The organism is Isoptericola sp. NPDC057653 (assembly GCF_042799955.1).
Classification (GTDB): domain Bacteria; phylum Actinomycetota; class Actinomycetes; order Actinomycetales; family Cellulomonadaceae; genus Isoptericola.
This window is the reverse complement of sequence record NZ_JBHVHP010000003.1, coordinates 415,946-442,447: the sequence shown is the minus strand read 5'-3', so window position 1 is coordinate 442,447 and position 26,502 is coordinate 415,946. Positions and strand designations below refer to the sequence as shown.

23 protein-coding genes are annotated in these 26,502 nt (G+C 76.0%); 8 read left to right on the top strand and 15 right to left on the bottom strand.

Annotation, left to right across the window (positions count from 1 at the left end):
• Positions 1 to 67: 67 nt before the first annotated feature.
• Positions 68 to 844 carry a hypothetical protein gene (locus ACFU9A_RS19080; protein ID WP_430576863.1) on the bottom strand — a complete coding sequence of 259 codons (777 nt, stop codon included), beginning with the start codon at positions 842 to 844 and terminating at the stop codon, positions 68 to 70.
• Positions 845 to 1,068: 224 nt separating this feature from the next.
• Here ACFU9A_RS19080 and ACFU9A_RS19075 point away from each other — a divergent pair, with 224 nt between their 5' ends.
• On the top strand, positions 1,069 to 5,148 hold the full coding sequence (locus ACFU9A_RS19075) for a sigma-70 family RNA polymerase sigma factor (RefSeq protein ID WP_430576862.1): 4,080 nt from the start codon (positions 1,069 to 1,071) through the stop codon (positions 5,146 to 5,148).
• 4 nt (positions 5,149 to 5,152) lie between these two features.
• On the opposite strand, the gene upp is transcribed toward ACFU9A_RS19075, so the two are convergent.
• Complete coding sequence (upp, locus tag ACFU9A_RS19070; protein WP_430576861.1) at positions 5,153 to 5,788, bottom strand: uracil phosphoribosyltransferase; 636 nt, start codon at positions 5,786 to 5,788, stop codon at positions 5,153 to 5,155.
• Positions 5,789 to 5,972: 184 nt separating this feature from the next.
• On the opposite strand from upp, the gene ACFU9A_RS19065 reads away from it, so the two are divergent.
• Both ACFU9A_RS19065 and ACFU9A_RS19060 read left to right on the top strand, forming a co-directional pair.
• Positions 5,973 to 6,404: a nucleoside deaminase gene (locus ACFU9A_RS19065; RefSeq protein ID WP_430576979.1), complete on the top strand. Its 432-nt coding sequence runs from the start codon at positions 5,973 to 5,975 to the stop codon at positions 6,402 to 6,404.
• Positions 6,405 to 6,442: 38 nt separating this feature from the next.
• Positions 6,443 to 7,471, top strand: a complete 1,029-nt coding sequence (locus ACFU9A_RS19060; protein ID WP_430576860.1) for a hypothetical protein — start codon at positions 6,443 to 6,445, stop codon at positions 7,469 to 7,471.
• Positions 7,472 to 7,523: 52 nt separating this feature from the next.
• Here the strand turns inward: ACFU9A_RS19060 and ACFU9A_RS19055 are convergent, their stop codons facing one another.
• The 9 genes from ACFU9A_RS19055 to ACFU9A_RS19015 form a co-directional block, all read right to left on the bottom strand.
• Entirely contained in the window at positions 7,524 to 9,050 is a 1,527-nt protein-coding gene (locus tag ACFU9A_RS19055; RefSeq protein WP_430576859.1) for a phytoene desaturase family protein, read from the bottom strand.
• Between the two features lie 82 nt (positions 9,051 to 9,132).
• A complete protein-coding gene (locus tag ACFU9A_RS19050; protein ID WP_430576858.1) occupies positions 9,133 to 9,591 on the bottom strand; it encodes a thioesterase family protein in 459 nt (152 codons plus the stop codon).
• Positions 9,588 to 10,532, bottom strand: coding sequence for a 3-hydroxyacyl-CoA dehydrogenase NAD-binding domain-containing protein (locus ACFU9A_RS19045; protein WP_430576857.1), 945 nt, complete (start codon positions 10,530 to 10,532; stop codon positions 9,588 to 9,590). The genes ACFU9A_RS19050 and ACFU9A_RS19045 overlap by 4 nt, the downstream gene beginning before the upstream one ends.
• Positions 10,529 to 11,416, bottom strand: a complete 888-nt coding sequence (locus ACFU9A_RS19040; protein ID WP_430576856.1) for a 3-keto-5-aminohexanoate cleavage protein — start codon at positions 11,414 to 11,416, stop codon at positions 10,529 to 10,531. Before ACFU9A_RS19040 ends, ACFU9A_RS19045 begins: the two co-directional genes overlap by 4 nt.
• A 51-nt stretch (positions 11,417 to 11,467) precedes the next feature.
• Positions 11,468 to 12,601: a serine hydrolase domain-containing protein gene (locus tag ACFU9A_RS19035; protein WP_430576855.1), complete on the bottom strand. Its 1,134-nt coding sequence runs from the start codon at positions 12,599 to 12,601 to the stop codon at positions 11,468 to 11,470.
• A 23-nt stretch (positions 12,602 to 12,624) separates the two neighbouring features.
• Complete coding sequence (locus ACFU9A_RS19030; RefSeq protein WP_430576854.1) at positions 12,625 to 14,442, bottom strand: dipeptide ABC transporter ATP-binding protein; 1,818 nt, start codon at positions 14,440 to 14,442, stop codon at positions 12,625 to 12,627.
• Complete coding sequence (locus ACFU9A_RS19025) at positions 14,439 to 15,347, bottom strand: ABC transporter permease (RefSeq protein ID WP_430576853.1); 909 nt, start codon at positions 15,345 to 15,347, stop codon at positions 14,439 to 14,441. The genes ACFU9A_RS19030 and ACFU9A_RS19025 overlap by 4 nt, the downstream gene beginning before the upstream one ends.
• Complete coding sequence (locus tag ACFU9A_RS19020) at positions 15,344 to 16,411, bottom strand: ABC transporter permease (protein ID WP_430576852.1); 1,068 nt, start codon at positions 16,409 to 16,411, stop codon at positions 15,344 to 15,346. The genes ACFU9A_RS19025 and ACFU9A_RS19020 overlap by 4 nt, the downstream gene beginning before the upstream one ends.
• A 1-nt stretch (position 16,412) precedes the next feature.
• Positions 16,413 to 17,774, bottom strand: coding sequence for an ABC transporter substrate-binding protein (locus ACFU9A_RS19015; RefSeq protein ID WP_430576851.1), 1,362 nt, complete (start codon positions 17,772 to 17,774; stop codon positions 16,413 to 16,415).
• 343 nt (positions 17,775 to 18,117) lie between these two features.
• On the opposite strand from ACFU9A_RS19015, the gene ACFU9A_RS19010 reads away from it, so the two are divergent.
• From ACFU9A_RS19010 to ACFU9A_RS18990, 5 genes are all read left to right on the top strand, one after another.
• Complete coding sequence (locus tag ACFU9A_RS19010) at positions 18,118 to 18,936, top strand: IclR family transcriptional regulator (protein ID WP_430576850.1); 819 nt, start codon at positions 18,118 to 18,120, stop codon at positions 18,934 to 18,936.
• Between the two features lie 83 nt (positions 18,937 to 19,019).
• Positions 19,020 to 20,372 (top strand): sensor histidine kinase, encoded by a 1,353-nt coding sequence (locus ACFU9A_RS19005; RefSeq protein ID WP_430576849.1) that lies wholly within the window; start codon positions 19,020 to 19,022, stop codon positions 20,370 to 20,372.
• Positions 20,360 to 21,022, top strand: coding sequence for a LuxR C-terminal-related transcriptional regulator (locus ACFU9A_RS19000; RefSeq protein ID WP_430576848.1), 663 nt, complete (start codon positions 20,360 to 20,362; stop codon positions 21,020 to 21,022). The genes ACFU9A_RS19005 and ACFU9A_RS19000 overlap by 13 nt, the downstream gene beginning before the upstream one ends.
• Positions 21,019 to 21,879 (top strand): DUF4097 domain-containing protein, encoded by an 861-nt coding sequence (locus ACFU9A_RS18995; RefSeq protein WP_430576847.1) that lies wholly within the window; start codon positions 21,019 to 21,021, stop codon positions 21,877 to 21,879. The genes ACFU9A_RS19000 and ACFU9A_RS18995 overlap by 4 nt, the downstream gene beginning before the upstream one ends.
• Before the next feature lie 30 nt (positions 21,880 to 21,909).
• A complete protein-coding gene (locus tag ACFU9A_RS18990; RefSeq protein ID WP_430576846.1) occupies positions 21,910 to 22,269 on the top strand; it encodes a hypothetical protein in 360 nt (119 codons plus the stop codon).
• Positions 22,270 to 22,285: 16 nt separating this feature from the next.
• Here ACFU9A_RS18990 and ACFU9A_RS18985 read toward each other — a convergent pair whose 3' ends face one another.
• From ACFU9A_RS18985 to ACFU9A_RS18970, 4 genes are all read right to left on the bottom strand, one after another.
• Entirely contained in the window at positions 22,286 to 23,194 is a 909-nt protein-coding gene (locus tag ACFU9A_RS18985; protein ID WP_430576845.1) for an NAD-dependent protein deacetylase, read from the bottom strand.
• 63 nt (positions 23,195 to 23,257) lie between these two features.
• Complete coding sequence (locus ACFU9A_RS18980; protein WP_430576844.1) at positions 23,258 to 24,991, bottom strand: carbohydrate-binding domain-containing protein; 1,734 nt, start codon at positions 24,989 to 24,991, stop codon at positions 23,258 to 23,260.
• 33 nt (positions 24,992 to 25,024) lie between these two features.
• Positions 25,025 to 25,852 carry a polyphosphate polymerase domain-containing protein gene (locus tag ACFU9A_RS18975; protein ID WP_430576843.1) on the bottom strand — a complete coding sequence of 276 codons (828 nt, stop codon included), beginning with the start codon at positions 25,850 to 25,852 and terminating at the stop codon, positions 25,025 to 25,027.
• A complete protein-coding gene (locus ACFU9A_RS18970) occupies positions 25,849 to 26,454 on the bottom strand; it encodes a DUF4956 domain-containing protein (protein ID WP_430576842.1) in 606 nt (201 codons plus the stop codon). The genes ACFU9A_RS18975 and ACFU9A_RS18970 overlap by 4 nt, the downstream gene beginning before the upstream one ends.
• Positions 26,455 to 26,502 lie beyond the last annotated feature (48 nt).

The following is a 26,502-nucleotide window of genomic DNA, read 5'->3' as shown; positions in this document are numbered from 1 at the left end:
TCGAGCCCGCCGGACCCGGTCCTGGCGGGCTCGCCCCGTGTCCGGGGCCGGCCGGCCGGCGGGCCGGTCAGCGGGCGAGCTGGGCCAGCAGCTGCGCGGCCGCCGCGTGCGTGCTGGGCAGCTGCTCCACCCACACGCGGGTGGGGCGCCGCAGCGCGTCCCCGAGCCCCATGAGCGCGGCGTTGCGCTCCACGACGCTGCGGGTGGACTTCGCCAGGTCGGGCACACCCGTGTCACGGCGGGCCAGCACGGCGAAGACGCCGTCGGTCAGCGCCGCCATCGGGTGCCCCTCCCCGTAGATCTGCTCCAGCGCGCGGCCCACGGTCGCGGAGCGCGCGGCCCGGTCCCACGGGGCGAGGCCGTCGACGGCGACGTCGACGACGACGAGGCAGTGCGTGACGGACACGCCGTCCTCCGCGCCCACGGCGGCGCCGTACGTCTCCCGCAGCCGCTCCGCGAGGTACTCGCGCGTGGGCAGCCCGGTGCCGGGGTCGCGGACGCCGCTCAGCGCCGGCTCGGTGTCCCGGCCGCGCACCCAGCCGACGGCGACCGCGCGGATCGCGTCCGGGTCGGGGTCGGCGTGGGCGGAGCGGTACAGGCACTCGACGTCGTCCAGCGTCTCGCCCAGCCCGACGCCCGCGCGGCCCCGCGCGGAGCCCAGGCGGTGGGCGGCGGCGTGCGGGGAGCGGCGCTCGTCGAACGCCTCGACGAGCGCGTCGACCGCGGGGTGGTACCAGTCGTCGGGGCGCAGCCACACCTCGGCGAGGCTCGTCGCTCGCCAGCGGTCGAGGACGTCCGAAGGATGCTCGGGCGCGTCCGTGGGCCCGCTCGTGGACCGGTTCATGATGAAGGGACCCCCATGACCAGCCATCATGACGCAGTTGTGCGGCAATTTCACCGGGTTGGCATACCGGGTAGGCTCTCGCCGCTGCCCGAGGCACGGAAACATGCGGCTTTCCTGCGGCTTTCTTGAGGAAGTTCACCCGCCCAGCCCTGCCTGAACGCACGTAAAGTACGGGAGTCTGCGCGAGGCATCCATCGCGCGACGAGGCCAGAGCGAGGTCGGCGATGACGGACGTCTACGTGGGGTCTGACGACTCGGCGCGGAGCGATGCCGAGCTGATCCTCGACGTGCGCGGAGGCGACCTCGAGGCGTTCGGAGCCCTGTACGTGCGGCACGTGCCCGCGGCCCGCGCGGTCGCCCGGCAGTACGTCCGCTCCGCCGCCGACGCGGACGACCTGGTCTCCGAGGCGTTCCACCGCGTGCTCGACGTGCTGCAGCACGGGGGCGGCCCCGACGCCACGTTCCGGGCCTACCTGCTGACGGTCGTGCGGCGCCTCGCCGGCGACCTGGCGCGGGGCGTGCGTCGCACCCGCCCCACCGCCGACGACGGCACGTTCGAGGCCGCGCTCGGCCTGGCCGACTCCACCGACGTCCCCACGCTCGAGGGCTTCGAGCGCTCCGTCGTGAAGAACGCCTATCAGGCGTTGCCGGAGCGCTGGCAGGCCGTGCTCTGGTACACGGAGATCGAGGGGCGCACGCCGGCCGAGGTGGCGCCGATCCTCGGCCTGACCCCCAACGGCGTCTCCGCGCTCGCCTACCGCGCGCGCGAGGGGCTGCGGGTCGGCTACCTGCAGGAGCACCTCACGCACGCGCCGACGGACGGGTGCCGCACGGTGAACCCGCTGCTCGGCGCGTACGTGCGCGGCGGGCTCGCGCGGCGCGAGGTCGCGAAGGTCGACGCCCACCTGGAGTCGTGCGGCGAGTGCCGCGCGCTCGTGCTCGAGCTCGGCGACATCGCGCACGGCATGCGCTCCGTCATCGCCCCCCTGATCGTGGGTCTCGCCGGTCTGGCCGTCGTGGGAGCGCTGCCGATCGGCGGCGCGATCGGCGGCGCCGTCGGGGCGATGGGCGGCGCGGTCGGCAGCGGCGCGGCGGCCGGCGGCGCGACGTCGGTCGCGACGTCGGTCGGGACGGTCGTGGGCAGCGCCACGGGGACGACGGTCGGGGCGGCGGGGGTCGGCGGGGCCGGGATCTCCTCGGGGGCCGCGGCGGGCACGACCGCGGCCGCCACGACGGGCGCCGCGACGAGCGCGGCCGGCGGCGCGTCCCTGGCGGGGGCCGCGACGGCGGGGGTCGCGACGGGCTCGGCGGCCACCGCCGCGACGGCGGGAACGGCGGCCGCCGCCGGCGCCGTCATGGGCACGGCGAGCGTGGCCGCCGCGGCGAGCGCCGTCGCGGTCGCGACCGTCGGCGTCGTCACCGTGCTCAACGCCCTCGGCACCGGCCACGAGCCGCCGACCACCGGCCAGCCCGCCCCCATGACCATCCAGGGCCAGCCGTGGGCGCCGCCCGGGGACACCACGGACGTCGCGGTGGTGCCCGGCGGCGACGACGCGACCGGCGGCGACCCCACCGCCGACCCGACGAGCCCCGTCAACCTGCTCGGCCCCTCCCTGCTCCTCACGCCGGTCGCGGACCTCACGGTCTCCGCGGCGGGCACCCCGCTGCAGCCGCGCACGTCGCAGCCCCTGGTGCTCACCGTCACCAACACCGGGGCGGCGACCGCCGACGAGACCGTCATCGAGGTCGCGCTGCCCGCCGGGGTCGACCTGGCCCTGCCGACGGCGTCGGTCGGGGCGTCGGCGGTCGGCACGATCGCCTCGGACGCGCTCGCCTGCACGCCCACCGGGGCCGACGCGCGCGTCGCGCGCTGCACGATCGGCTCGCTGGCGGCGGGCGAGTCCCGCACCGGGTCGGTGCCCGTACGGGCGAACGCCGGCGGCAGCTACGCGATCGGCGCGTCGGTCTGGGCCACGGGCGTCGCGCCCGAGTCGCTCACGCTGCCCCCGACCACGGTGCTGCCGTACGGCGCCGAGCTCACGGCGTCCGCGGGCGACGTCGTCGCCGTCTCGAACCCGGGCGCCGCGTGGGTGCCCGTCGCGGTGCGGAACACCGGCGACCAGCCGGCCGCCGCCTGGTCCGTGGCGCTCACCGTGCCGCCGGGCCTGCGGCCCGTCGCCTCCGACGGCGACCTGGGCTGCGTGCCCGCCGCGGGCGGCGCGACGGGGGCCGGCACGGTCTGGTCGTGCGTCGCCGCCCCGGACGCCGCGCCGCTGGCGCCCGGCGAGCAGCGGTCGGTGCGGGTGCGCGTCGTCGCGGACGGCACCACCACGCCGGGGTCCCTCTCGGTGGCCGCCGCGCCGCAGCTCCCCGGCTCCACGCACTCGCTGCCCAGCGCCGCCGCCGTGACCGTCTCCGACCCGTGGGTCGGTGCCGCCGCCGGCGCGCGGACCGTCGCGGCGCGCTGCCTCGTGACCGGCGGCATCGGCACCGCGTCCGTCGCGGTCGAGGGCACGTACACGAACCTCACCGACCAGACCCTGACCGTGCGGCTCGACGCGGCGGGATCCTCCGGAGCCGCGCCGCAGCAGGTCGCGCCGGGGGAGTCGGTCACCGTGCAGGTGCCCGACGGGATCCGCGTGCCGTCGGGCGCGGCGTCGTGGGTCGTGTCCACCTCGCTGGGCGGCGAGACGTACCGGACCACCGTGGCCGGCGGGCAGCACGGGGCGGCCGACTGCTACGACCCGCGCTGGGACGTCACCAGCACCGCCGCCGTGACGAACGACGACGGCCGCCTGCAGGTGCGCGGCACGCTGACCAACACCAGCGACGAGCCGATGCGGGTGGGCATGACCGCCGCCGGCGGCGCCGCGGCGGACCAGAAGCGCGTGGCCCCGGGCGAGAGCGCGACCTTCGTCGTGCCGACCGGCCGGTCGTCGCTCGACGCGGGCACCGCCGAGTTCCAGCTGTACCGCTGGGTGGCGGACCGGGACGGCGACCAGCCGGCGCAGGGCGTCGTGCCCGCCGTGGCGCCCACCGCACGCTACGACGCCGCGGCCGTGGCCCCGGCCGTGGGCGGGCCGGCGACGCTCGCCGGCGAGTGCCGGTTCGACGCGTCGGCCGACACGTCGTGGCGCACGGTGACGATCCCCGTCGACAACTCCGCCAGCACCTTCCCGGTGAAGTTCGCCGTGGCCGCCGGCACCGGCGACGGCCGCACCGCGCTGGTCGCCGCCGGGGCGAAGGGCGAGCTCCAGGTGACCGTCCCGTGGGGCACCCGCACGGTGGCGGTGACCGCGGACGGCCGCGACCTGGCCACCGTGGACGTGCCCGCCTTCGAGGGCTGCGCCACCGCGACCTGGCCCGACGCGACCGTCGACGTGAGCGTCGCGACGCAGTGCGTCGACGACCGGGCGCAGGTGGCCGTGACGGTGCGCAACCGCGGGTCGGTCGCGTGGGCGGCCCAGCTCGGCGACGGCGACGGCACGCGGGTCGCGGCGGGTTCGGACGCGACGCTCACGACGCGCGTCGGCGGGCTCCAGGCGGACGCCGGCTCGTTGACCCTGCGGCTCGCGCGGACCATCGAGGACCGCCGGCCCACCGTCGAGCGGACGGTCTCCTACGACGCCGTGTCGTGCGTCGTCGTCGACCCCGGGGCGCGGGTGGAGCAGGGCGACGTGCAGGTCACGAAGGACCGGTGGCGCTCGACGTCGACCCGGTCCGCGACCGTGGTGCTCGACAACTCCGGGTCGTCCGTGCCGCTCGACTTCACGGTCACGGGCACGAACGGTGCCGACGCGAAGGTGACCGTGCCCGCGCGGCAGAGCGTCCGCGCCGACGGCGGCACGGTGACGGGGCGCAAGGGCGCCACGTTCACCGTCCGCACGGACGACTGGACCACCGACCTCGTCGTCGACCCGTTCACCGGCACCGCGGGCTGGTGCTCGCCGCAGTACCGCTGGGGTGCGAGCTACGAGGTGGGGGACGTCGCCTCGTGGCGCGGCGCCGACTACCGGTTCGTGGGCTCGCAGGGCAACCAGGGGAACGGCACCCAGGGCAACGGGCAGGGCAACGGGAACGGGAACGGCCAGGGCAACGGGAACGGCAACGGGAACGGCAACGGGAACGGCAACGGGAACGGCAACGGGAACGGCAACGGGAACGGCAACGGGAACGGCAACGGCAACGGCAACGGGAACGGCAACGCCGCCGCGCAGGGCAACCCGGGCAACGGGCGCTGGTGGAGCGGCCACCACTGGCGCGGCGGCGGCTGGGAGCGGATCGCGGACTGCGAGTACCGCTGACGTCTCAGACGATGCCGTACAGCCGGTCCCCGGCGTCGCCGAGGCCGGGCACGATGTACTTCTGCTCGTTGAGGCGCTCGTCGACGGCGGCCACCACGATCTGCACGTCGACGCGGGAGCCGATGGCGTCCTCGAGCACCTTGAGGCCCTCGGGCGTGGCGAGCAGGCAGACGGCGGTGACGTCGCGCGCGCCGCGCTCCAGCACGTAGTCGATCGCCGCGACCAGCGTGCCTCCGGTGGCGAGCATCGGGTCGAGGAGGAAGACCTGCCGGTCGGTGAGGTCGTCGGGCAGGCGGTTCGCGTAGGTGACGGCCTCGTAGGTGGACTCGTCGCGCTGCAGGCCGAGGAAGCCGACCTCCGCCGTCGGGATCATGCGCGTCATGCCCTCGAGCATCCCCAGCCCGGCGCGCAGGATCGGCACCACGATCGGGCTCGGGTCGCTCAGGCGCACGCCCGTGGTCGTGGTGACCGGGGTGCGGATCTCCTTGGGCTCCGTGCGTACGTGCCGCGTCGCCTCGTAGGCGAGCAGGGTCACGAGCTCGTCGACGAGGAGACGGAACGTCGCCGACGGGGTGTTCTCGTCACGGAGGACGGTGAGCTTGTGGTCCACCAGCGGGTGGTCGGCGACGTGCAGGCGCATGGCCCCACGGTACCGGCGGGAAGGGCCGCAGCACCTCCCCGCGGCTAGCCTGGGTCGTGTGACGTCCGCCGCCGACCCCGCCGCCACCACCGGCAGCCCCCGGCCGGGCCTCGCGCTGCCCTGGGCCGACGGCGAGTTCCCGCCGCACACGGTCAGCCGGCGGCGCGCGGTGTGGGACGCGCTCATGGGGCTGGCGCTGCACGAGGCGTCGCACGCGCTCGCCAGCGACGACGTCCCCGTGGGGGCGCTCGTCGTCGACGCGGACGGGCGTCTGGTCGGCCTCGGCCGCAACCGCCGCGAGGAGACGGGCGACCCGACCGCGCACGCCGAGGTGCTCGCCCTGCGGCAGGCCGCCGCCACCCGCGGCGAGTGGCGGCTCGAGGGCTGCACCCTCGTCGTCACGCTGGAGCCGTGCGTGATGTGCGCGGGCGCGCTCGTCGCCGCGCGGGTGCGCCGCCTGGTGCTCGGCGCCTGGGACCCGAAGGCGGGCGCCACCGGCTCCGTCTGGGACCTGGTGCGCGACCAGCGCGCCAACCACGCCGTCGAGGTGGTCGGCGGGATCCGCGAGGACGAATGCGGAGGAATCCTGCGAGACTTCTTCGAGTCCCGCCGCTGACGGCGACGACTCCCGCCGCCGACGGAGGTCCTACCCGCATGGACGCCACCGCCTCGCACGACGCCCCGGCCGCCGACGGCCGCGCGGCCCCCACGCTCGCCGACTACGCGCGGCAGAGCGCCTACTCCGACCCCGGCCCGCACGCGGACCTGCTCCGCGCCGTGGCGCCGGACCCCGCCGCCACGGGGGCCGCCGCCTGCGCGACGATCGTGCACTACCGCGCCGGGGACCCCGACCTCGCCGACGAGCAGCGCGACGACATCGACCAGCGGTGGCTGTCCGCCGTGCTCGGCACCGCCGTGGCGCGGCAGCCCGGCCCGCTCGGCGCGCCCCGCGAGCTGCACCGCCAGGTCGCCGGGTGCTGCCGCGACCACACGCTGTTCTCGCTCGGCGTGCTGCGCGAGCACGGGGTGCCCGCACGGTCGCGGATCGGGTTCGCGGGGTACTTCGAGCCGCCGTTCTTCCACGACCACGTCGTCGTCGAGCACTGGGACGCGGGGGCCGACGGGGGCGCCGGGCGCTGGGTGCGCTGGGACCCGGAGCTGACGCCCGACGGGCCGTGGGACTTCGACGTGCGCGACATGCCCACCGGGCCGGCGTCGCCGTTCCCCACCGCCGCCGAGGTGTGGCGGGCGATCCGTGCCGGCGAGGTGGACCCGGCGTCCTACGGCGTGGCTCCCGAGCTGCCCGACCTGGGCGGCAAGGACTTCGTGCGGGGCTACGTGCTGCTGGAGCTCGCGCACCGCATGCGCGACGAGCTGCTGCTCTGGGACCTCTGGGGTGCGCTGCCCGACGAGCCCGCCGTCGCGGCGCTCGTCGCCGCCTCCCCGCCGGGGCACGTGCCGCTGGTGCCGCTGACGGACGACGCGTGGGACACCCTCACCGACGCCCTGGCCGCCCTGCTGGTGGCGGCCGACGCGGGCGACGCCGACGCCGAGGCGGCCCTCGCCGAGCGGTACGCCGCCGGGCTGGGGCCGCGCGGGCGCGTCGTGACGACGTCGCCGACGGGCCGCGTCGGGGTCACCGACCTGCGCGAGCGCACCACGCGCTGGGCCGCCGCGGGCTGACGGGGCCGACGGGACCGACGGGCCGACGACCGGGGCCCGACGGGCGCGGTCGCTACAGCGCCGCGACGCGGATGCCGAACACGTCCCGCAGCGCGCGGCACGCCGCGTGCCAGCCGCTCATCCCGTGCACCCCCGGCCCCGGGGGCGCGGACGCGGAGCACAGGTAGACGCCGCCGGCGACGCGGAACGGGTCCGCCCGCAGGGTGGGGCGGGCGAGCATCTGCCACATCGTGGCCGCGCCCGCGGAGATGTCCCCGCCCACGTAGTTGCGGTTGTGCTCCGCCATGCGGGCGGCGGGGACGGCCCGCGCGCCGACGACGACGTCGCGGAACCCCGGCGCGAAGCGCTCGATCTGCGCGGTGACGGTCGCGGTGACGTCGACGTCCGAGCCCGCGGGCACGTGCGTGTACGCCCACAGGGGGCGCAGCTCGCCGTCGGACGTCGGCACGCGCCGCGAGGGGTCGACGACGGTCGGGTCGCTGACCAGGCACACGGGGCGGGCGGCGTGGATGCCGGCGGCCACCTCGTTCTCGGCCCGGGCCACCTCGGCGCGGGTGCCGCCCACGTGCACCGTGCCGGCGCGCCCCACCTCCGGGTCGGCCCACGGCACCGGCCCGGAGAGCACGTAGTCCACCTTGGCGGCGGCGTTGCCGTACCGGAACGCCTCGAGCGCGTGGCGCACACCGGGCGGCACGGCCGCTCCGAGCACCTCGAGCAGCGTGCGGGGCGTGGTGTCGAACAGGACCGCGCGGGCGGCGGGCAGGTCCGCCGGGGTGCGCACGCGGTGCCTGGTGACGACCGTCCCGCCGTGGGCCTCCAGGTCGGCGACCAGCGCCGCGGTGAGGGCGCCCGACCCGCCGCGGGGGATCGCCCACCCGCCGTCGAGCCCCGCGGTCCCGGGCCCGGCGTGCGCCAGCGCGCCCAGCAGCAGGGACGTGCCCGCGCCGGACAGCGAGGGCAGCCGCACGATCGCGTGCGAGGCGATGCCGGTGAGCATCGCGGGCGCGGCCTCCTCGGCGAACCGGGCGTCCCACGCGGCCGTGCCCTGCTCGGCCAGGCCGAGGCCGAACCGGGCGGCCGTGAGCACGCGGCCCACCGGGTCGGCCCGGCCGAGCAGCCCGGGCGGGAGGGAGCGGCGGTCGCCCATCGCGACGGCGACCACGGCCTCCCACCGCGCGGCGAGCGGGCCGAGCAGCGCGCGCCACGCGGCGCCGTCGGCGCCCAGCCGGTCGACGGTGCGGTCCAGGTCGCGGTACGCGACGCCCGCGGGGCCGTCCGGCAGCGGCTGCGCGTACGACGCCTCCGGCGTGAGCAGCTCGACGCCGTGCGCGGGCAGGTCGAAGGCGCGGAAGAACGGCGAGGCCCACGCCATCGGGTGCCCGGCGGAGCACAGGTCGTGCACGACGCCGTCCGGCAGCCCGGCGAACAGGTCGCCGTCGTCGCCGGGCGCCAGCGTGCGGGCCCCGCCGCCCACGGTGGCGTTCGCCTCCAGGACGGTCACCGACAGGCCCGCGCGGGCGAGCGTCACGGCCGCGGCGAGCCCGTTGGGGCCCGACCCGACGACGACGGCGTCCAGCACGGCGGCTCCTCGGCTCGGTGGGAGGGTGTCTCCTGCGATTCAACCACCGGCGCGGGCCGCTCGGCGGCCGCCGCCGAGCGGCTCAGCGCCGCAGGCCGACCGACCGCCCGGTGTCCGGACCGGGCTCGGTGAGCACGGCCGCCACCCGGTCGGCGACGTCCGGCGGGAACGGCGCGGACCGCCCGCCGGCGACGTGCAGGCCGAGCACCTCCTCGGTGGCGCGCAGCCGGTCGCCGGACCACATCTCGTGCCACAGGTGCAGCGCCTTGGCCGTGGCGCCCACGACGCTCGACCGGACCTCGAGGCCGGCCCCGGCGGGGACCTCGTCGAGGTAGCGCACGTGCGCCTCGACCGTGTACAGCGAGGCGTCGTGCGCCGCGCGGTACCCGGGGCCCAGGCCCAGCTGCTCCATCACGGCGTCGGTGGCGTGCCCGAACACGAGCACGTAGTACGCCTCGCTGAGGTGGCCGTTGTAGTCGATCCACTCGTCGCGGACCGGCTCGCGCCACGGCGGCAGCGCGACGGGGCCCGGCGCGCTCACGCGGCGCCCTTCGCGCGCAGCAGCGCGACCACCCGGCGGTCGCGCTCGGCGACCAGCTCGTCGACCGTGCGCCCGTCGGCCTCGTCGTCGCAGCCGGCGACGACGGCGTCCCGCAGCGCACCCGTGAGCTCCGGCGCGTCCAGGCGCGTCCACGGCGACAGCAGGGACGGGCCGAAGTGGTCGAGCATGTGCGCCATGCCGCCCTGGCCGCCCGCCAGGTGGAACGTGAGCATCGGGCCCTGGAAGGGCCAGCGCAGGCCGGGCCCGTCGGTGATCGACCGGTCGATCTGCTCCACCGTGGCCTCGCCGGCCTCGACCATGTGCAGGGCCTCCCGCCAGAGCGCCTCCTGCAGACGGTTGGCGATGAAGCCCGGCACCTCGCGGTCCATGGTGATCACGGACTTGCCGGCGGCGGCGAAGAACTCGGACGCCCACGCGACGGCGTCGGGGTCGGTCCGCTCGCCGCCGACCACCTCGACCAGGGGGATGAGGTACGGCGGGTTGAACGGGTGCCCGACCACCATGCGCTCCGGGTGGGCGCACGCCGTGGCCATGTCCGTCATCGGGTAGCCGGACGTCGAGGAGGACACGACGACGTGCGGGGCCGTGACCTCGTCGATGTCGGCGAGGAGCCGGCGCTTGAGCTCGAGGTCCTCGGGCGCGCTCTCCTGCACGAGGTCCGTGCCGTCGACGGCCTCGGCCAGGGTGGCGCAGACCGTGAGGTGGGCGCGGTCGGCGCCGTCGGCGAGGCCGAGCTCGGTGAGCGCGGGCCACGCGGCGTCCACGAGGTGGCGCAACCGGGGCTCGGCGTCGGGCGCGGGGTCCCAGGCGCGGACCCGGTAGCCGTGGGCGAGGAAGTAGGCGACCCATCCGCCGCCGATGACGCCGGCGCCGACGCACGTGACGGTGCGCACCTGGTCCGGGGCGACGCGCGCGGTCACCGGCGGCCCCCCAGCGCGAGGATCTCGCGGGCGTCGTCGGGCGTGGCCACCCGCGCCCCCATCGCCTCGATGATGGTGCGGGCCTGCGTGACGAGCTGCGCGTTGGTGGCCTTGACCCCCTTGCGCAGGTACAGGTTGTCCTCGAGGCCCACGCGGACGTGGCCGCCCAGCAGCACGGACTGCGCCACCCACGGCAGCTGCATGCGGCCCAGCGCGAACGACGACCACACGGCGCCCTCGGGGAGCTGGTCGACCAGCGTCGCGAGCAGCCGCGGGTCGGCGGGCATGCCGTAGGGGACGTCCATGCACAGCTGGAACATCGCGGGGGAGTCGATCAGCCCCTCGGCCACGAGCTTCTTGGCGAAGACCAGCTGGCCGGTGTCGAAGATCTCCATCTCCACGCGGGTGCCGAGCTCCTGGATGCGGCGGGCGCCGTCGCGCAGGATGTCGGGCGTGCTGACGTAGACGAGGCTGCCCTCGCCGAAGTTGAGGCTGCCGCAGTCCAGCGTGCAGATGTCCGGCCGCACCTCGCCCACGTGCTTGAGCCGCTCCACGCCGTTCACCAGGTCGGTGCCCGGCAGGATCGTGGTGGGCTCCTTCGGGTCGAGGTAGAGGTCCCCGCCCATGCCCGCCGTGGTGTTGACGACGACGTCGACGTCGCTGGCCCGGAGGAGCTCGACGGCCTCGCGGTAGAGCGCGGTCTCCCGCGAGGGGGCGCCGGTGCGCGGGTCGCGCACGTGCACGTGCACGATGGCGGCGCCGGCACGGGCCGCGTCGATGCCCGCCTGGGCGATCTGCTCCGGGGTGACGGGCACGTGCTCCGACCGGCCGACGGTGTCGCCGGCGCCGGTGAGCGCGCAGGTGATGATGACGTTGCGGTTCATGGTGTCCTCTCGGGGGTCTTCGGGGACGGGTGGGTCTGTCGGCCGGGCAGGTCAGGGGCGCGACCGCACGACGGCGTCGGCGATCGCCTGCAGGCCCAGGTAGCTGAGGTCGCGGTAGTGGCGGTCCTCCCACGCGTCGGCGTAGGGCCACAGGGAGGTCTTGACGACCACGACGCCGGCGGCGCGGTCCACCAGCGTGAACTGGCCGTGGCTGCCGTCGGCGACGAGCGTGCGGCCCTCGGCGTCCGTCGGCCACCAGTGCCAGGCGTACCCGGCGTGCGTGGTGTACGCGCTCGGCAGCCGGCCGGGGGCGAGGAACGGGTAGGGCGGGACGCCGGCGCCGTCGACCCACGCGGGCGACAGCAGGCGGTCTCCGTCGGGGGTGCCCCCGACCCGGCCGTCGAGCGCCAGCAGGCCGACGCGGGCCCAGTCGCGGGCGGTGGCGGCGACGCCGCCGCCGGCCATGGCGACGCCGTCGCCGTCCACGCCGACGACGGCGCCGTCGGTCGCGCCGAGGTCGGCCCAGAGCGCGGCCACCGCGTCGGCGAAGGGGGCGCCCGTGGCGCGCTCGCGCACCCAGTCGAGCACCTGGGAGTCGGCGGTGCAGTACTCCCACTGCGTGCCCGGCAGGAACTTGGGGCGGGTCTCGCGCAGCAGCGCGCGGCTGCTCCCTCCGGTGCGGAACGAGCGGACGAGGCGGCTGGCCGGCCCCGCGGGGTCGCGGTGGTCCTCCACCCAGTCCAGGCCCGTGGTCATCGTGACGACGTCCGTGACGGTGCACGGCTCGTAGCCGGACCCGGCCAGCTCGGGGACGTGGTCGACCACGCGGTCCGACAGGCGCAGGTCCCCGCGGGTCACCGCGACGCCGACGAGCGTGGCGAGCAGGGACTTGGTCATGGACGCGCCCAGGAACAGGGTGCCCGGGCCGAGGCCGTCGGCGTACCACTCGTGCACCACGTGGCCGCGGTCCAGCACGAGCAGGCTGGTGGCGTAGGTCTCCGCCTTCCAGCGGTCCAGGTCGGCGAGGTGGCCGGCGCCCGCCACCTCGACGGGCAGGTCGCGGGGCGCGGCGGGCAGCGGCGCGGGACGGGGGGCGGGCACGCGCACGTGCGGCATCGCCGGCTGCCCCTCGGGCGTCAGGTGCGGGTCGATGAATCGCGTCGTGGCGAGGGTCTGCTCGGGCACGGCGGCTCCTTCCGGTCTCGTGGTCAGTCGATGCGCGGCGTGTGGGCCAGCAGGGTGCGCGTGTACTCCTGCTGCGGGTGCTCCATGACCCGCACGACCGGGCCCGACTCCACGAGCCGGCCGGCCGACAGGATGTCCACCCGCGCCGCGATGGACCGCACCAGCGCGAGGTTGTGGGTGACGAAGAGCATCGCGATGCCGCGCCGGGTGCGCAGGTGCTCCAGCAGCTCGACGATGGAGCCCTGCACGGACACGTCGAGCGCCGAGGTGATCTCGTCGCAGACCAGCACGTCCGGCTGGGCGGCCAGCGCCCGGGCGATCGCGACGCGCTGGCGCTCCCCGCCCGAGAGCCGGTCGGTGCGCAGGCGCAGCGCCGAGGGGCCGAGCGCGACGGCGTCCAGCAGCTCCACGACCCGGTCGGTGGCCGCGCGGCCGCGGGCGATCCCGAACAGCTCCATGGGCCGGCGCACGATCTGCTCCACGGTCTGGCGCGGGTTGAGCGACAGGTACGGGTTCTGGAACACGTACTGGATCCGCTTGCGGTCCTCCGCCGTGCGGCGGCGCGCCGAGGGCGCCAGCTCGTGGCCGTCGAAGACGACCGATCCGGTCCACTGCGCGTGCAGCCCGCCCACGGCGCGGGAGATGGTCGTCTTGCCGCTGCCCGACTCGCCCACGAGCGCCACGCACTCGCCGCGGGCCAGGTCGAAGGAGACGTCGTGCACCACCTGCGTGCGGCCGTAGGAGACGCTCAGCCCGGACACCGACAGCACGACGTCGCGCTCGGCGTCGGGGTCCGCGTCGGGCACGCGGCCGAGGTCGATGTCCCACGGGCCCAGGTCGGCGGTGCGCAGGCAGCGCGCCCAGTGGTCGGTGCCGAGGGTGACGGGCACCGGCTCGGTCGTCGCGCACGCGTCGGTCGCGAAGCGGCAGCGGTCGTGGAACCGGCAGCCCCCGGGCCGGCTGCCGGGCGGCGGCGTGCGGCCCGGGATGCCGGCCAGGGCGCGCGCCTGCCCGACGTGCGGGATGGCGTCCAGCAGCGCCCGCGTGTACGGGTGGGTCGGGTTGGTGAACACCTGCTCGCGCCCGCCCAGCTCGACCACGCGCCCCGCGTACATCACCGCGACCCGGTCGGCGACGTTCCCGATCACCGCCAGGTCGTGCGTGACGTACAGGGCGGCGACGCCGTGCGAGGCGCACAGCCGCTGCATGGTCTCGAGCACCATCGCCTGGGTGGTGACGTCGAGCCCGGTGGTGGGCTCGTCGAGCACCAGCACCTTCGGCCGGGGCAGGAACGCCATCGCGAGCGCGGCGCGCTGCACCTGGCCGCCCGACAGCTGGTGCGGGTAGCGGGCCAGGAAGGCGTCGTCGTCGGGCAGCCCGACCTCGGCCAGGCCGGCGCGGGCGCGGGCCAGCCGCCCGGCCGGGGTGTCGATGCCGCGCAGCTCGAGCAGCTCGACGATCTGCCGGCCGATGCGGATGCTCGGGTTGAGCGCCGACGCCGGGTCCTGCGGCATGTAGGCGACGTGCTCGCCGCGCAGCGACCGCACCTCGTCCTCGGGCAGGCCGAGCAGCTCGTGGCCGTCGACGACGACCTCGCCGGCGTCGATGGCGGCGCCGGCCCGGGCGTGGCCCAGGATGGCGGTGCCCACCGTGGTCTTGCCGGAGCCGGACTCGCCCACGAGGCCCAGGACCTCGCCCGGGCGCAGGGTGAGGTCGATCCCGTCGACGACGTCGACGCCGGCGCTCGCGCCGCCCGTGAGGGCGACCCGCAGGCCGCGGACCGTGCAGACGGCGCCGTCGTCGGCGGTCGTGCGGGGCTCCAGGGGGATGGTGGCGGTCATCGGTCGCCTCCCTTCGAGGTGAGCTGGGAGATCCCGTCCGCCATGACGTTGGTGCCGACGGCGAAGAGGCCGATCATCAGCACGGGCGCGAGCACCCCCCAGGGCTGGACCAGCAGGGCCAGCCGGTTCTCGTTGATCATCTGGCCCCAGTCGGCGGCGCCCGGGTCGGTCGCGAACCCGAGGAACGCGATCCCGGCGACCATGCCGATGGAGTAGGTGAGCCGCAGGCCGGCCTCGGCGAGCAGCGGGCCGCTCATGTTGGGCAGCACCTCGCGCACCACGACGCGCAGCCGCGGCTCGCCGAGCGCCTCCGCCGCGGTGACGAAGTCGCGGCGGGTGAGGCCGAGCGCCACCCCGCGCGACACCCGGGCGACGCGCGGCGCGTGGGAGACCCCGACGAGGAGCACGATCAGCCACGACGTCGGCTGGGCCACGGTGGACAGCACCAGCAGGGTGAGCAGGATCTGCGGGAACGCGAGGACGGCGTCGTTGAGCCGCATCACGACCTCGTCGAACCAGCCGCCCACGTAGGCGGCGAGGATCCCGACGAGCACGCCGAGCACGAGGCCGACGACGGTCGCGAGCAGCGCCACGACGAGCACCGACCTGCCCCCGTACAGCACGCGGGACAGCACGTCCTGGCCGAGGTAGTCGGTGCCGAGCACGCCCGTGCCGCTGTACGGGTCGCCGGTGATCTCGTTCTCGCCGTGCGGCGCGAGCCACGGCCCGGCGACGGCGACGAGCACGACGAGGGCGGTGATCACGGCCCCGACGACGAGCCGCGGCTGCCGCAGGGCCGGCCACCGCCGGGCGGGGGCGTGCGCGGCCCCTGGAGAGGTGTCGGGGGAGGTGTCGGGGGAGGTGCCGGCGGACGGGCCGGTGGAGCGGGCGTCGGTGACGCTCATGAGCTGATCGCCGTCCTCTCGCGGGGCGTGCACAGGATGGACAGCACGTCGGCGACCAGGTTCACCACGACGTAGACGGCGGCGACGATCATCGCCAGGGCCTGCACCACGGGGACGTCGCTGTTGCGGACGCTGTCGACGAGGCTGGCGCCGATGCCGGGGTAGGAGAACAGGTACTCGACGAGCACGATGCCGCTGGCCAGCCAGGCGAGCTGGAGGCCGATCACCTGGATGCCCGGCACGACGGCGTTGCGCAGCGCGTGGCGGCGCAGCACGACGCGCTCGGGGACGCCCTTGAGGCGCGCCAGCTCGACGTAGTCGCTGTCGAGGACGTCGAGCAGCGTGGAGCGCATGATCCGCACGACGTACGGCGCCACCACGAGCACGAGCGTGGCCACGGGCAGCACCATCGACGCGGGCTGCGTCCAGGGCGCCGAGCCGCCCGCGCTGATGGTCACGGCGGGCAGGGCGTGGAAGACGACGGTGGAGAAGACCGACACCAGCACGATCCCGACGACGAACTCGGGCAGCCCGGCGAGCGTGAGCACGACGAGCTGGATGCCGTGGTCGAGCCGGCGGCCCCGGTGCCGGGCGCTGAGGAGCGCGACGCCGAACGAGACGGGGATGATCACGACGGCGGCGACGAGCACCAGCACGCCGCTGTTGACCACGCGGTCGCCGATGAGCTCGCCCACGGGCAGGCCGTTGGCCACCGACGTGCCGGGGTCGCCGGTGAGGAGCCCGCCGAGCCACTGCCAGTAGCGGTCCCAGAGCGACTCGTCGAGGTGCAGCTGCTCGCGGATCTGCTCGGCGCGGCCCAGGTTGGTGGCGGCCTCCTTGCCGAGGATGGCCTTGACGGGGTCGCCCAGGGCGGCCGTGGCCAGGAAGACCAGCACGGAGACCAGCCAGAGCGTGAGCGCCGCGAGGCCGAGGCGGCGGGCGGTCCAGAGCGTCCACGCCAGCGCGGCCGGGCGGGGGCGCGGGGCGTCGGCCGGCGGCGTCGCGACGGGACCGGGGTCGACGGGGGCGGCGGCAGGGTCGTCCTGCGGCGGTGCGGTGGTCATCTCATGCCCCCTCGACGAACGACACGCGGTGGAACTTGTAGCCGCCGCTGGGCAGGTAGCGGTCGGGCTCGAAGCCCTGCACGAGGTTCGAGTAGCCGTCGACCTGCTTCTTGAAGCCCCACACGACGAGCCCGCCTCGCTCGTGCTCGATCTCCTGGCAGCGGTGCAGCAGCTCGCCCCGCCGCTCCTCGTCGACGGTCCGGGTGGCCTGGTCGAACAGGTCCTGGAACTCGGCGTCGTCGAAGTGGGTCTCGTTGTACGGCGCGCTGGGCAGCGCGCACGACGCGGCCTGCGGGATGTAGTTGCGCGTCACCCAGAAGTCCTGCGCGAACGGCCACTGCAGGTACTGCTCGCCGTAGAAGGTGTTCGGGTCGGCCTTGTTCAGCCGGACGTCGATCCCGGCCTTGCGGGCCTGGTCGACGAAGAGGTTCGCGGCCTCGACGCCGCCGGCGCCCACGGCGGTCGACGTCACGAGCTCGACCTGCAGGTCCTCCTGGCCCGCCTGCTTGAGCAGGGAGCGCACCTTGTCGAGGTCCTGCTCGCGCTGCGGCAGGTCGTCGGCGTACGCGGGGTCGAAGGGGGAGTAGAGGTCGTTGCCGACGAAGCCGTACCCGCCGAGCGCCTGGTCGATCATCTGCTGGCGGTCGACGACGAGCCGCAGGGCCTCGCGCACCCGCACGTCGGAGAACGGCTCGGTGTCCACGCGCATGGTGAACGGCATCCACGCCCCGGTCTCGGACACGAGCGCGGAGGCGCCCTGCTCGGCGACCGCGTCGACGAGGTAGGTCGGCAGGTTGTCGATGCTCTGCACCTGGCCGGCGAGCAGCGCGTTGACCTTCGCGGCGTCGTCGGCGAAGTCGTAGATGACGAGGTCGTCGACCCAGGCCGGGTCGCCCCAGTAGTCGTCGTGGCGGGTGAAGCGGCTCATCTGCCCGGGGGTGAAGGTGTCGGCGGCGAAGGCGCCGGTGCCCACCGGGTGCGCCAGGTCGAAGTCGGTCGGGACGATGCCGGCGGTGTACTCCGCGAGCAGCTGGTCGAACACGGAGTACGGCTGCTTCAGCGCGAACCGGATCGTGTGGTCGTCCAGGACGCGCGAGCCCTTGACGTCCAGGACGTCGGTGAGGGGACCGGCGGCGCCGGTCTTCGGGTCGGTGATGCGCGCCATCGTGAACATGACGTCCTCGGCGGTCATCGTCTTGCCGTGGTGGAAGACGACGTCGCGGCGCAGCTCGACCGTCCATGAGGTGGCGTCCTTGCTCGGCGTCACCGCCGTCGCGAGGGCGGGGGCCAGCTCGTAGGCCGAGTCCCAGAAGAGCAGCGGCTCGTAGAGGTTGTTCACCCGGGCGATGTCCGGTGTGGTCACGGGAAAGTGCGGGTCGAGAGTGTCCGACAGACCGCCCCCGGTGGCGCCGTGGCTGAGGGTGCCCCCGCGCCGTCGTGCCGCACCTGGGTCGGGTGGCGCGGGTACGGCGCCGCACCCGGCGAGCGCGCCGCCGCCGACCGCTCCAGCGGCCGCGATCGCGGCCAGACGGAGCACGTTTCGCCGCGAGATCCCGCGGCCGCCCGGACCGAGTCCGTTGTAGATTGTTCTCTCCTTGTTCGCATGATGAGCACATCGTTGAGCGATGCGAACATATGGTCGGGGGGTCGGCGAGTCAAGCCCGCCCGGAGCCGAAGGCAAGCGCGAGTCAAAGGATGGTGAACGGGTGAACGCGGAGATCAGCGCGGCGGCCGACGCCGGCGAGAGCGACGTCGAGACCGGTCGCCGGAGCGGTCGGGTGCAGTCCGTCGACCGCGCCGTCGCCCTGCTGCGGGCGGTCGCCCGCGCGGCCCGGCCGGGCGACGCCACCGTGGCCGCGCTGGCCGCGACCTGCGGCCTCAACCGGGCGACCGCCTGGCGGATCCTCACCACCCTCGAGGCGGAGAGCATCGTCGCGTGCGACCGGCGCACCGGGCAGTGGCAGATCGGCGTCGGGCTCGTCGAGCTCGCCGGCGTGGCCAGCGTCGACAGCCTCGTCGGGTCGGCGCGGCCCGTCCTGGAGCGCCTCTCCCTCCAGACCGGCGAGACGGCGGCGCTCGCGGTGTTCCGGGCCGACCGGCTGACCTACGTCGACGAGGTGGCGCCCACGTCCGTCGTCGCCGCGACCTGGAAGGGCCGCGTGGTGCCGCTGCACGCCACGTCCACCGGCAAGGCGCTGCTCGCCTTCCTGCCCGCGGAGTCCGCGCGGGCCCTGCTCGGGGGCCGGCTCAAGCGGTACACCGACAGCACGATCACCGACCGGCACGCGCTCGACGAGGAGCTGGAGCTGACGCGCCGCCGCGGCTTCGGCGTGTGCCGCGGCGAGTTCGAGGCGTCCGCGTTCGGGGTGTCGGCACCGGTGCTCGACTCCCGGGGCCACCCCCTGGCGCTGGTGAGCGTCTGGGGCCCGGGCGGCCGGCTCACCGAGGAGCGCTTCGAGGCGCTCGGCGAGGTGGTGCGCGACGCCGCCGAGACGATCGCGCGGCCGCGCAGCGTCGTGCGGTAGCCGCCGCGGGTCGGGGGATCCCTACCCCGGCCCGTGGGCCGGCCGCCTGCCGGGACGGGGGAGCGGCGCCTAGGGTCGATGGCATGACCAGCACGGACGCCGCCGGGCGCGCCCCGGACCCGGCCCCGGGGCTCGCCTCCCGGGCCGGGCTGCTGCGTGCCCCCGTCGACCCGGCCACGGTCCGCGCCGTCGCGCTGCTGGCCGTCGGGACGGTGTGGCTGGCGAGCGCGGGCACGGTCGTCTGGGTGCTGGTCCTGGTGTCGTCCGCCCTCGTCCCCGCGCTCGGGCTGGGGCTCGTCGCGCTCGGGGTCACGCTGCCCGCGGCCCGCGCGTTCGCGGCCGTCGAGCGGGCGCGGCTGGCCGCGCAGACCGGCGTCGTCGTGCCCGCCCCGACGCCCGCTCTCCCGGGCCTCCCCCGGTCGTGGGCGGGGCTTCGCGCGACGCTCCGCGACGGGCGGGCGTGGGCCGCCGCCGCGTACGCGCTGGTCGGGCTGCTGGTGTCCCTGGCGTTCCTCGTCGTCGTCGTGGCGTGCGCCGCGGGCGCGGTCGCGCTGGTCGTCGTGGCGGCGCGGGGAGGCGTGGGGAGCGCGGCGGGCGATGCGGGGCTCGCGTGGCCGGTCGCGCTGGTCCTCGGCGCCGTCGGTGCCGCGCTCCTGGTGTGGCTCGGGGCCGCCGTGGCGCAGGCGGGCGGCGGGCTCGTGCTGTGGCTGGCGCAGGCCTGCCTCGGTCCGTCCGCGGCCGACCTGGCGCGGGCCCGGGCGCGGGACGCCGAGGACGACGCCGAGGCGGCGCGCGAGCGGGCCGTCGTGCTCTCCGAGACCCGCTCCCAGGCGGTCGCCGCCGCGGACGCGGAACGCCGCCGCATCGAGCGGGACCTGCACGACGGCGCGCAGCAGCGGCTCGTCGCCCTCGGCGTCGAGCTCGGCGTGGCCCGCCGGCTCGCCGAGCGCGACCCCGCCGCCACGGCCGCCGCCCTCGAGCACGCGCACGACGAGGTCAAGGCGACGCTCGCCGAGCTGCGCGACCTCGTGCGCGGCATCCACCCCGCGATCCTCGACGACCGCGGCCTCGACGCCGCGCTGTCGGCGCTCGCCGCCCGCAGCCCGGTCCCCGTGCGCGTCGAGGCGGGCGCCGGCCTGGAGCGCGCGGGGTCGGCCGCGCAGGCCGCGGCCTACTTCGTCGTCGCCGAGGCGCTGACCAACGTGGCGAAGCACGCCGACGCCCGCTCGGCGCGGGTGCGCGCGGACGTCACCGACGACGGCGCCCGGCTGCGCGTCGTCGTCGAGGACGACGGCCGGGGCGGCGCCGAGCCCGCCCCGGGCAGCGGCCTCGCCGGCCTGCGCGGCCGCGTCGCCGCGCTCGACGGCCGCTTCGACCTGACCAGCCCGCCCGGTGCGGGCACCCGGCTCACCGTGGAGGTGCCGTGCGCGTCGTGATCGCGGAGGACTCCGTGCTCCTCCTGGACGGCCTGTCCCGCCTGCTGGTGGCCGAGGGGCACACGGTGACCGGCCACCGCACCGCGGACGAGCTGGTCGCCACCCTGTCGCGGCCCGGAGCCGCCCTGCCCGACCTGCTCGTCACCGACGTCCGCATGCCGCCGTCGCACACCGACGAGGGGCTCCGGGCGGCCCTGCACCTGCGTAGCCTGCACCCCGACCTGCCGGTCCTCGTGCTGTCGCAGTACGTGGAGCAGCGCTACGCCGCCGAGCTGTTCGCCCGTGGCGCGCACGCCCTGGGCTACGTCCTCAAGGACCGGGTGGCCGACGTCGACGCGTTCCTCGACGCACTCGCGCGCGTCGCCTCCGGCGGCACCGTCATCGACCCCGAGGTCGTCACGCAGGTCATCGCCCGCAGCCGGCGCTCCGACCTCGACCAGCTCACGCGGCGCGAGCGCGAGGTGCTCGCGCTCATGGCCGAGGGGCGCTCCAACACCGCGATCGCGGACCGGCTGGTCGTCGGCATGCCCGCCGTCGAGAAGCACGTCACCAGCATCCTCACCAAGCTCGGCCTCCCGCCCGACGCCGACGACAACCGCCGCGTGCTCGCGGTGCTGCGCTGGCTCGACCAGAACGGAGCACGACCATGACCACGACCGGCACCCCGCCCGCTCCCGCCCCGGCGTCGCCCGAGCCGCACCGCGGCCCGGTCGGCCGCGCCCTGCTGGTCCTCGGGGCCGTGGTCGCGGTCCTGGCCGTGCTGTGGGGCGCGCTGTTCCTCGTGGACCGCGCCGTGGCGGGCACGACGACGCAGCACGAGACGTACGCCCCCGTCGGCACGGTCGAGCTGGTGGCCGACGGCGACGTGACCGTCAGGGCCGCCGAGGGCGGTGACGTGGAGGTCGACCGCATCGCGCGCAGCGGCCTCACGAGCCCCACCTACCGCGCGGACGAGCGCTCCGACCGGCTCGTCCTGACGCACGAGTGCCAGGGGTGGCAGTGGGTCCCCGGCCGGTGCGCCGGCCAGCTCGCCGTCACGCTCCCCGCCGACACCGCCGTCGTGGTGCGCACGTCCAACGGGGACGTCCTCGCCGCCGGCGTCGCGGGGGACGTCGAGCTGCGCTCCAGCAACGGCGACGTCGAGGCCACCGGCACCGGCGCCCGCCTGGACGCCGGCACGTCCAACGGCGACATCACGGTCGACCGCGCGGCGGGCGGCGACGTCGTCGCGACCTCGTCGAACGGGTCGATCGAGGTGACCGGCGTCGACGGGAGCCTCCAGGCGGTGACGAGCAACGGGCGCGTGGAGGTGTCCGGCGTGACCGGCGACGTCCGCGCCGAGTCGAGCAACGGCGACGTCACCGTCGTCGGCGACGGCGAGCCCGTGCGCCTCACGATCGACACGTCCAACGGCGACCGGACCGTCGAGGGTCCCACCGACCCGGCCGCGGACCGCACCGTGCAGATCCGGTCGTCCAACGGGGACGTGGCGTTCCTGGCCGACTGACCGGGGTGCCTGCGGCTATCGTCCTCGGCCATGGGGATCTTCTCGCGCCGGGGCGCCGCCGCCGACGGGCCGCACGAGCCGTTCGAGCTGGTGGTCGACACCGTCTTCGTCGTCCCGACGCGGGGGCACGTCTTCACCGGCACCGTGACGTCCGGGCGCGTGCGCGTCGGCCAGCGCGCCGTGCTGCACCTGCCCGCCGGCGAGCACGCCGTCACCGTCTCGCGGATCGACGTGCGCCGGCGCAAGGCGGACGTCGCCGAGGCGGGCGAGGAGGCCGGCGTCTACCTCGGCGGGCTGGCGCGCGGCGCGCTCCCCGTCGTCGCCGGCGGCGACGGCAGCCTGCTCGACGCCGAGGCCGTCGCGGGCTCGCGGCTGGTCGCGGCCCCGTAGGGCCGCCCGGCCGCGTCTAGAGCCGGTCGGCGAGCGCGACGAGCGTCTCGGTGACCCCGTCGTCCACCTTGAGGGTGGCGAGCGGGTCGCCGCGCGTCTCGCCGCGGTTGACGATGACGACGGGTTTGTCCGCCTTCGCGGCGTACCGCACGAACCGCAGGCCGCTCATCACGGTGAGGGACGTGCCCGCCACGAGCAGCGCGTCGGCGTCGTCCACCAGCGCGTAGGCGCGCTCGACGCGCTCGCGGGGCACGTTCTCGCCGAAATAGACGATCTCCGGCTTGAGCACCCCGCCGCAGAACTCGCACGGCGCGGGCACGAAGTGGCTGGTCTGCTCGATGACGGCGTCCGCGTCGGGCGCGGTCTCGATGTCGGCGACGGTGGCGCCGTCGTCGAGCACCGACTCGACGAACCCGGGGTTGAGCGCGTCCAGCCGCTCCGCGAGGTGGGCGCGGCTGATGACGCGCCCGCACTGGAGGCAGATCACGCGGTCGTAGCGGCCGTGCAGGTCGATGACGTGCCGCGAGCCCGCGTCCTCGTGCAGCAGGTCCACGTTCTGGGTGATGACGCCGCGGACCACGCCCCGGTCCTCCAGCGCGGCGAGCGCGCGGTGCCCGGCGTTCGGCTCCGTGCGGTGCACGACCTGCCAGCCCACGTGGTTGCGGGCCCAGTAGTGGCGGCGGAACGCCTCGTCGGCCACGAACTGCTGGTACGTCATCGGGGCCCGCTTCGGCGAGTCCGGGCTGCGGTAGTCGGGGATGCCGGAGTCCGTGGAGACGCCCGCGCCGGTCAGCGCGGTGACGGTGCGGTGACGCAGCAGCCGGACGGCGTCGTCCACCGTGCCGCGGTGCACCACCGCGTCCGGCGGGAGCTCCCAGCGGCGGTCCTGGTAGGTGGGGGCGAGCGGCCGGGGCACGGGTTGCACGCCTTCGAGCGTACGTCGCCCCGCGGGCCACCACCGCTCGCCGTGAGGGACCCCACCTCGCCGTCAGCTCGTGGCGGTGCCCGACGACGACTGCTCGCCCTGGGCGCCCTGCGGGCCCTGGCCGTCGGGGGCGTCCTGGCCGGGCTGGCCGCCGCCTCCGGGGCCGCCGCCCATGCCCCCGGCGGGCGCCTCGCCCGCGGCGGCGGTGCCGACCTCGGTGCCGTCGGCGGTGAGGGTGTACGTGTCCCCGGAGGTGATCTCCGGGCCGCTGTACACCACCGACTGCGCGGGCTTCGTGAGCGTGAGGGTGGCGACCTGCGTGCCGTCGGCGTCCACCACCGCCACCTCGGTGCCGGCCTCGAGGGTCGAGTCGGCGGTCAGCGCCACCCAGCCCTGCGACGAGTCCGTCCCGGGGGCCTCGGCCATGCCCGACGACCCGACGGCGAGCAGCGTGCCGCCCGAGACGGTGAGGCCGCCGGCGGAGTCGAGCGCGCCGTTGCCGCCGTTCGTCGGGCCCTCGATCACGACGTCGCCGCCGCTGATCACCGCGACGCCGTTGGAGTCCAGCCCGTCGCCCTCCGCGTCCACGTGCAGCGTGCCGCCCGTGACCGTCAGCGACGCCCCGTCCTGGACCTCGTCCATGCCGCCCCCGCCGCCCCCGCCGCCCTGGGGCGCCTGGCCGTCCGCCGGAGCCTCCGGCGCTGCGCCCTGGTCCGGCGCGGCCTGGTCGTCCGTGCCCGTCGCCGAGTCGTCGGTGGCGGTGTCGTCCTCCGCCTCCTTCACCGTGGCGTTCAGGCCGTCGTCGGACGACGTGATGTCCACGTCGCCGCCGGAGATCGCGATGGTCGCGGCCTCCAGGCCCTCGACCGACTTCTCGATCGTCAGGGAGCCGTCCGTGATCGCGATGTCGGTGAACGCCTGCGCGCCGTCGTCGCCCGCCTCGACGGTGACGTCGCCGCCGGTGAGCGCGACGTACCCGGCCGTGGCGTCGTCGTCGGCGTCGGACTTCAGCCCGTCGCCGCCGGCCTGGACGTCGATCGTGCCGCCGGAGACGACGAGGTAGTCCTTGCCGCGGATCGCGTCGTCGGCCGCGGTGACGGAGATGTCCCCGCCCGCGAGGACGAGGCCGTCCTTGCCGGTGATGCCGTCGTTCGCGTTGCCCACGACCTCCAGCGCGCCGGTGCCGGAGACCGCCAGGTCCGCGGTGGAGTACAGGGCGGCGTTGGCCGCGTTGTCCGACGTCGTGTCGGCGTACTCGGCCGCGTCCTCGAGCCGGTTGGTGGAGCCGTCGGCGAGGACGACGGACACCTGGTCGGCGTCCCGCACGTCGATCGCGGCGCCGGTGGAGCTGGTGATCTCCGCGCCGTCGAGCACGAGGCGCACCACGCCGTCGGCCGACGCGTCGACCACGACCTGGCCGTCGTCGAGCGTGCCGGAGACCCGGTAGGTGCCCGGCTGCGTGATCGTGACGGTCGAGCCGTCCACGGTGACGCCGTCGCCCGACGCGGTCGCGGTGTCGCCGTCGAGCGCGACCGCGACCTCGTCGGCCGTGTCCCAGGTCTGGTCGGCGAGCGCCGCGGTCTCCTCGGACGACAGGTTCGCGGCGAGGACGTCCTGTGCGGACCGACCGGAGTTGTCCGTCGCGGCGATCTCGGCCGCCGAGGTGTCGGAGCTGCCGGTCGAGGCCGAGCCGGCGGAGTCGGCGCCGCACGCCGCGAGGGCGCCGGCGGCGAGCGTGCCGGCGGCCGCGAGCGCGACGGTGCGGGTCCAGAGCTTGGTCGGGCGGGGGATGCGCATGGTGGGTCCTCTCGGGGGTGTGCGAGGTCGGGGTCAGGCGACGCCCAGCCGCTCGCGCCGCAGGCGGCGCCAGGGGTGGTCGGGCAGGTCGGGCCGCAGGGTGGCGAGCCCGGTCGCGTACTTGGAGATGCGGTCGGGGCGGTGGCCGGCGCGCCACAGCGCGCGGTCGGCGGACGACGGCGCGGTGCCGGCCTTGGTCTCGACGACCACGAGGTCGCCGACGTCGGCCGTGCGGACGTCGTCCGGTGCGCCGGGGCCGTCGAGGTGCCAGCGCAACCCGGTGTCGAGGGTCAGGCGGGCGTCGGGCAGCAGCACGGTGGTGCGGCGGTACACGGAGCGCAGCACGGGGGCGAGGTCCGCCGACGGGGGAGCGTCGAGGCGCGCCGCGGCGAGCCGGTCGTCCACGAACTCCAGCCCGGCGCCCTCCAGCGGGGCGGCGAGCTCCCACGGGCACCGCTCCTTGACGGTGACGCCGCGGGCGGCGCGCGTCTTGACCTCGAGGAACGTCGTGTTCCCCGTGTCGACGTAGGTGCGGGTGCGGACCTTGAACCGGCGTCGCCGGCGGCGCGCGGCCTGCCGGAACGTGAGCAGGTCGGCCGTGTCGTAGTAGGTGGACGCGTACGTGAAGGAGCGGTCGCCGCCGATCTCCAGCACGCGGGGCGCGTCGTGCGCGGAGCCGGCGGTGAGCGCCGCGAGCATGGCCGCGACCTCCGCGGGCGTGAGCACGTACTTGCGGTCCACGCGGGTCTGCAGGGCGGCGGTGGCGTCGAGCTCCTCGAGCGTCACCGGGTCGCCGGCGGCGAGGCCGTGCGCGACGACGGCGTCCGCCGTCGCCCCGGCGACCTCCGCCGGGGCGCTCATCGCGTCACCGCCAGGTGGTCGTGCGCGCCGGTCGGGGAGGGGGCGGGCCGGCTCCCGGCGCGGGGCAGCTCGTAGCGGACCTCGACGCGCGTCGTGTCGTTGGCGAGGTCGATCGACTGCACGCTCACCGAGTGCACGTGGGCGCCGAGCAGGGCCTCCAGGTGCGCGGTCAGCTCGTCCCGGTCGACGACGGCGCGGTCGAGGACGATCGTCTGCGCGGCGTGCCGGGCCAGGAGCCGGGGGTGGTCGGCCACGGCCATCACGACCAGGATCAGCGCGGAGCCCGCGACGCCCAGCCAGCCGACCGACGTGCCCAGGCCGCCGAGCAGGCCCAGCGCGAGCGCCGCGAAGTAGTACGCGACCTCGCGCTGCGACAGCTCGTCGGACCGCAGCCGGATGATCGACAGCACGCCGAACAGCCCCAGGCCCAGGCCGGCGGCGATCGTGCTCGACGAGAGCACCGCGGACACCGCCAGCACGCCGACGTTGACGCCCAGGTACGCGACGACGAGGTCGCGGCGGCGATGCCGGGGGAAGTAGAGCGCGAAGGTCAGGATCGACACGGCGACGAGGTCGATGGCGTACAGGGCGACGGGAGGCATGCGTGCTCCGGGGGTCGTGAGGGACCGTTCACGGTCCGTTGGTGGGGA

Excerpts from the sequence above, each read along its gene's own strand:
- ACFU9A_RS18975 (WP_430576843.1), bottom strand. The coding sequence starts at position 25,852 with ATGAGCGCCCCGGCGGAGGTCGCCGGGGCGACGGCGGACGCCGTCGTC.
- ACFU9A_RS18980 (WP_430576844.1), bottom strand. The coding sequence starts at position 24,991 with ATGCGCATCCCCCGCCCGACCAAGCTCTGGACCCGCACCGTCGCGCTC.
- ACFU9A_RS19080 (WP_430576863.1), bottom strand. The coding sequence starts at position 844 with ATGAACCGGTCCACGAGCGGGCCCACGGACGCGCCCGAGCATCCTTCG.
- ACFU9A_RS19040 (WP_430576856.1), bottom strand. The coding sequence starts at position 11,416 with ATGAACCGCAACGTCATCATCACCTGCGCGCTCACCGGCGCCGGCGAC.
- ACFU9A_RS19030 (WP_430576854.1), bottom strand. The coding sequence starts at position 14,442 with ATGACCGCCACCATCCCCCTGGAGCCCCGCACGACCGCCGACGACGGC.
- ACFU9A_RS18990 (WP_430576846.1), top strand. The coding sequence starts at position 21,910 with ATGGGGATCTTCTCGCGCCGGGGCGCCGCCGCCGACGGGCCGCACGAG.
- ACFU9A_RS18970 (WP_430576842.1), bottom strand. The coding sequence starts at position 26,454 with ATGCCTCCCGTCGCCCTGTACGCCATCGACCTCGTCGCCGTGTCGATC.
- ACFU9A_RS19020 (WP_430576852.1), bottom strand. The coding sequence starts at position 16,411 with ATGACCACCGCACCGCCGCAGGACGACCCTGCCGCCGCCCCCGTCGAC.
- ACFU9A_RS19065 (WP_430576979.1), top strand. The coding sequence starts at position 5,973 with ATGGGGCTGGCGCTGCACGAGGCGTCGCACGCGCTCGCCAGCGACGAC.
- ACFU9A_RS19005 (WP_430576849.1), top strand. The coding sequence starts at position 19,020 with ATGACCAGCACGGACGCCGCCGGGCGCGCCCCGGACCCGGCCCCGGGG.
- ACFU9A_RS19075 (WP_430576862.1), top strand. The coding sequence starts at position 1,069 with ATGACGGACGTCTACGTGGGGTCTGACGACTCGGCGCGGAGCGATGCC.
- ACFU9A_RS19060 (WP_430576860.1), top strand. The coding sequence starts at position 6,443 with ATGGACGCCACCGCCTCGCACGACGCCCCGGCCGCCGACGGCCGCGCG.
- ACFU9A_RS19025 (WP_430576853.1), bottom strand. The coding sequence starts at position 15,347 with ATGAGCGTCACCGACGCCCGCTCCACCGGCCCGTCCGCCGGCACCTCC.
- ACFU9A_RS18995 (WP_430576847.1), top strand. The coding sequence starts at position 21,019 with ATGACCACGACCGGCACCCCGCCCGCTCCCGCCCCGGCGTCGCCCGAG.
- upp (WP_430576861.1), bottom strand. The coding sequence starts at position 5,788 with ATGCGCCTGCACGTCGCCGACCACCCGCTGGTGGACCACAAGCTCACC.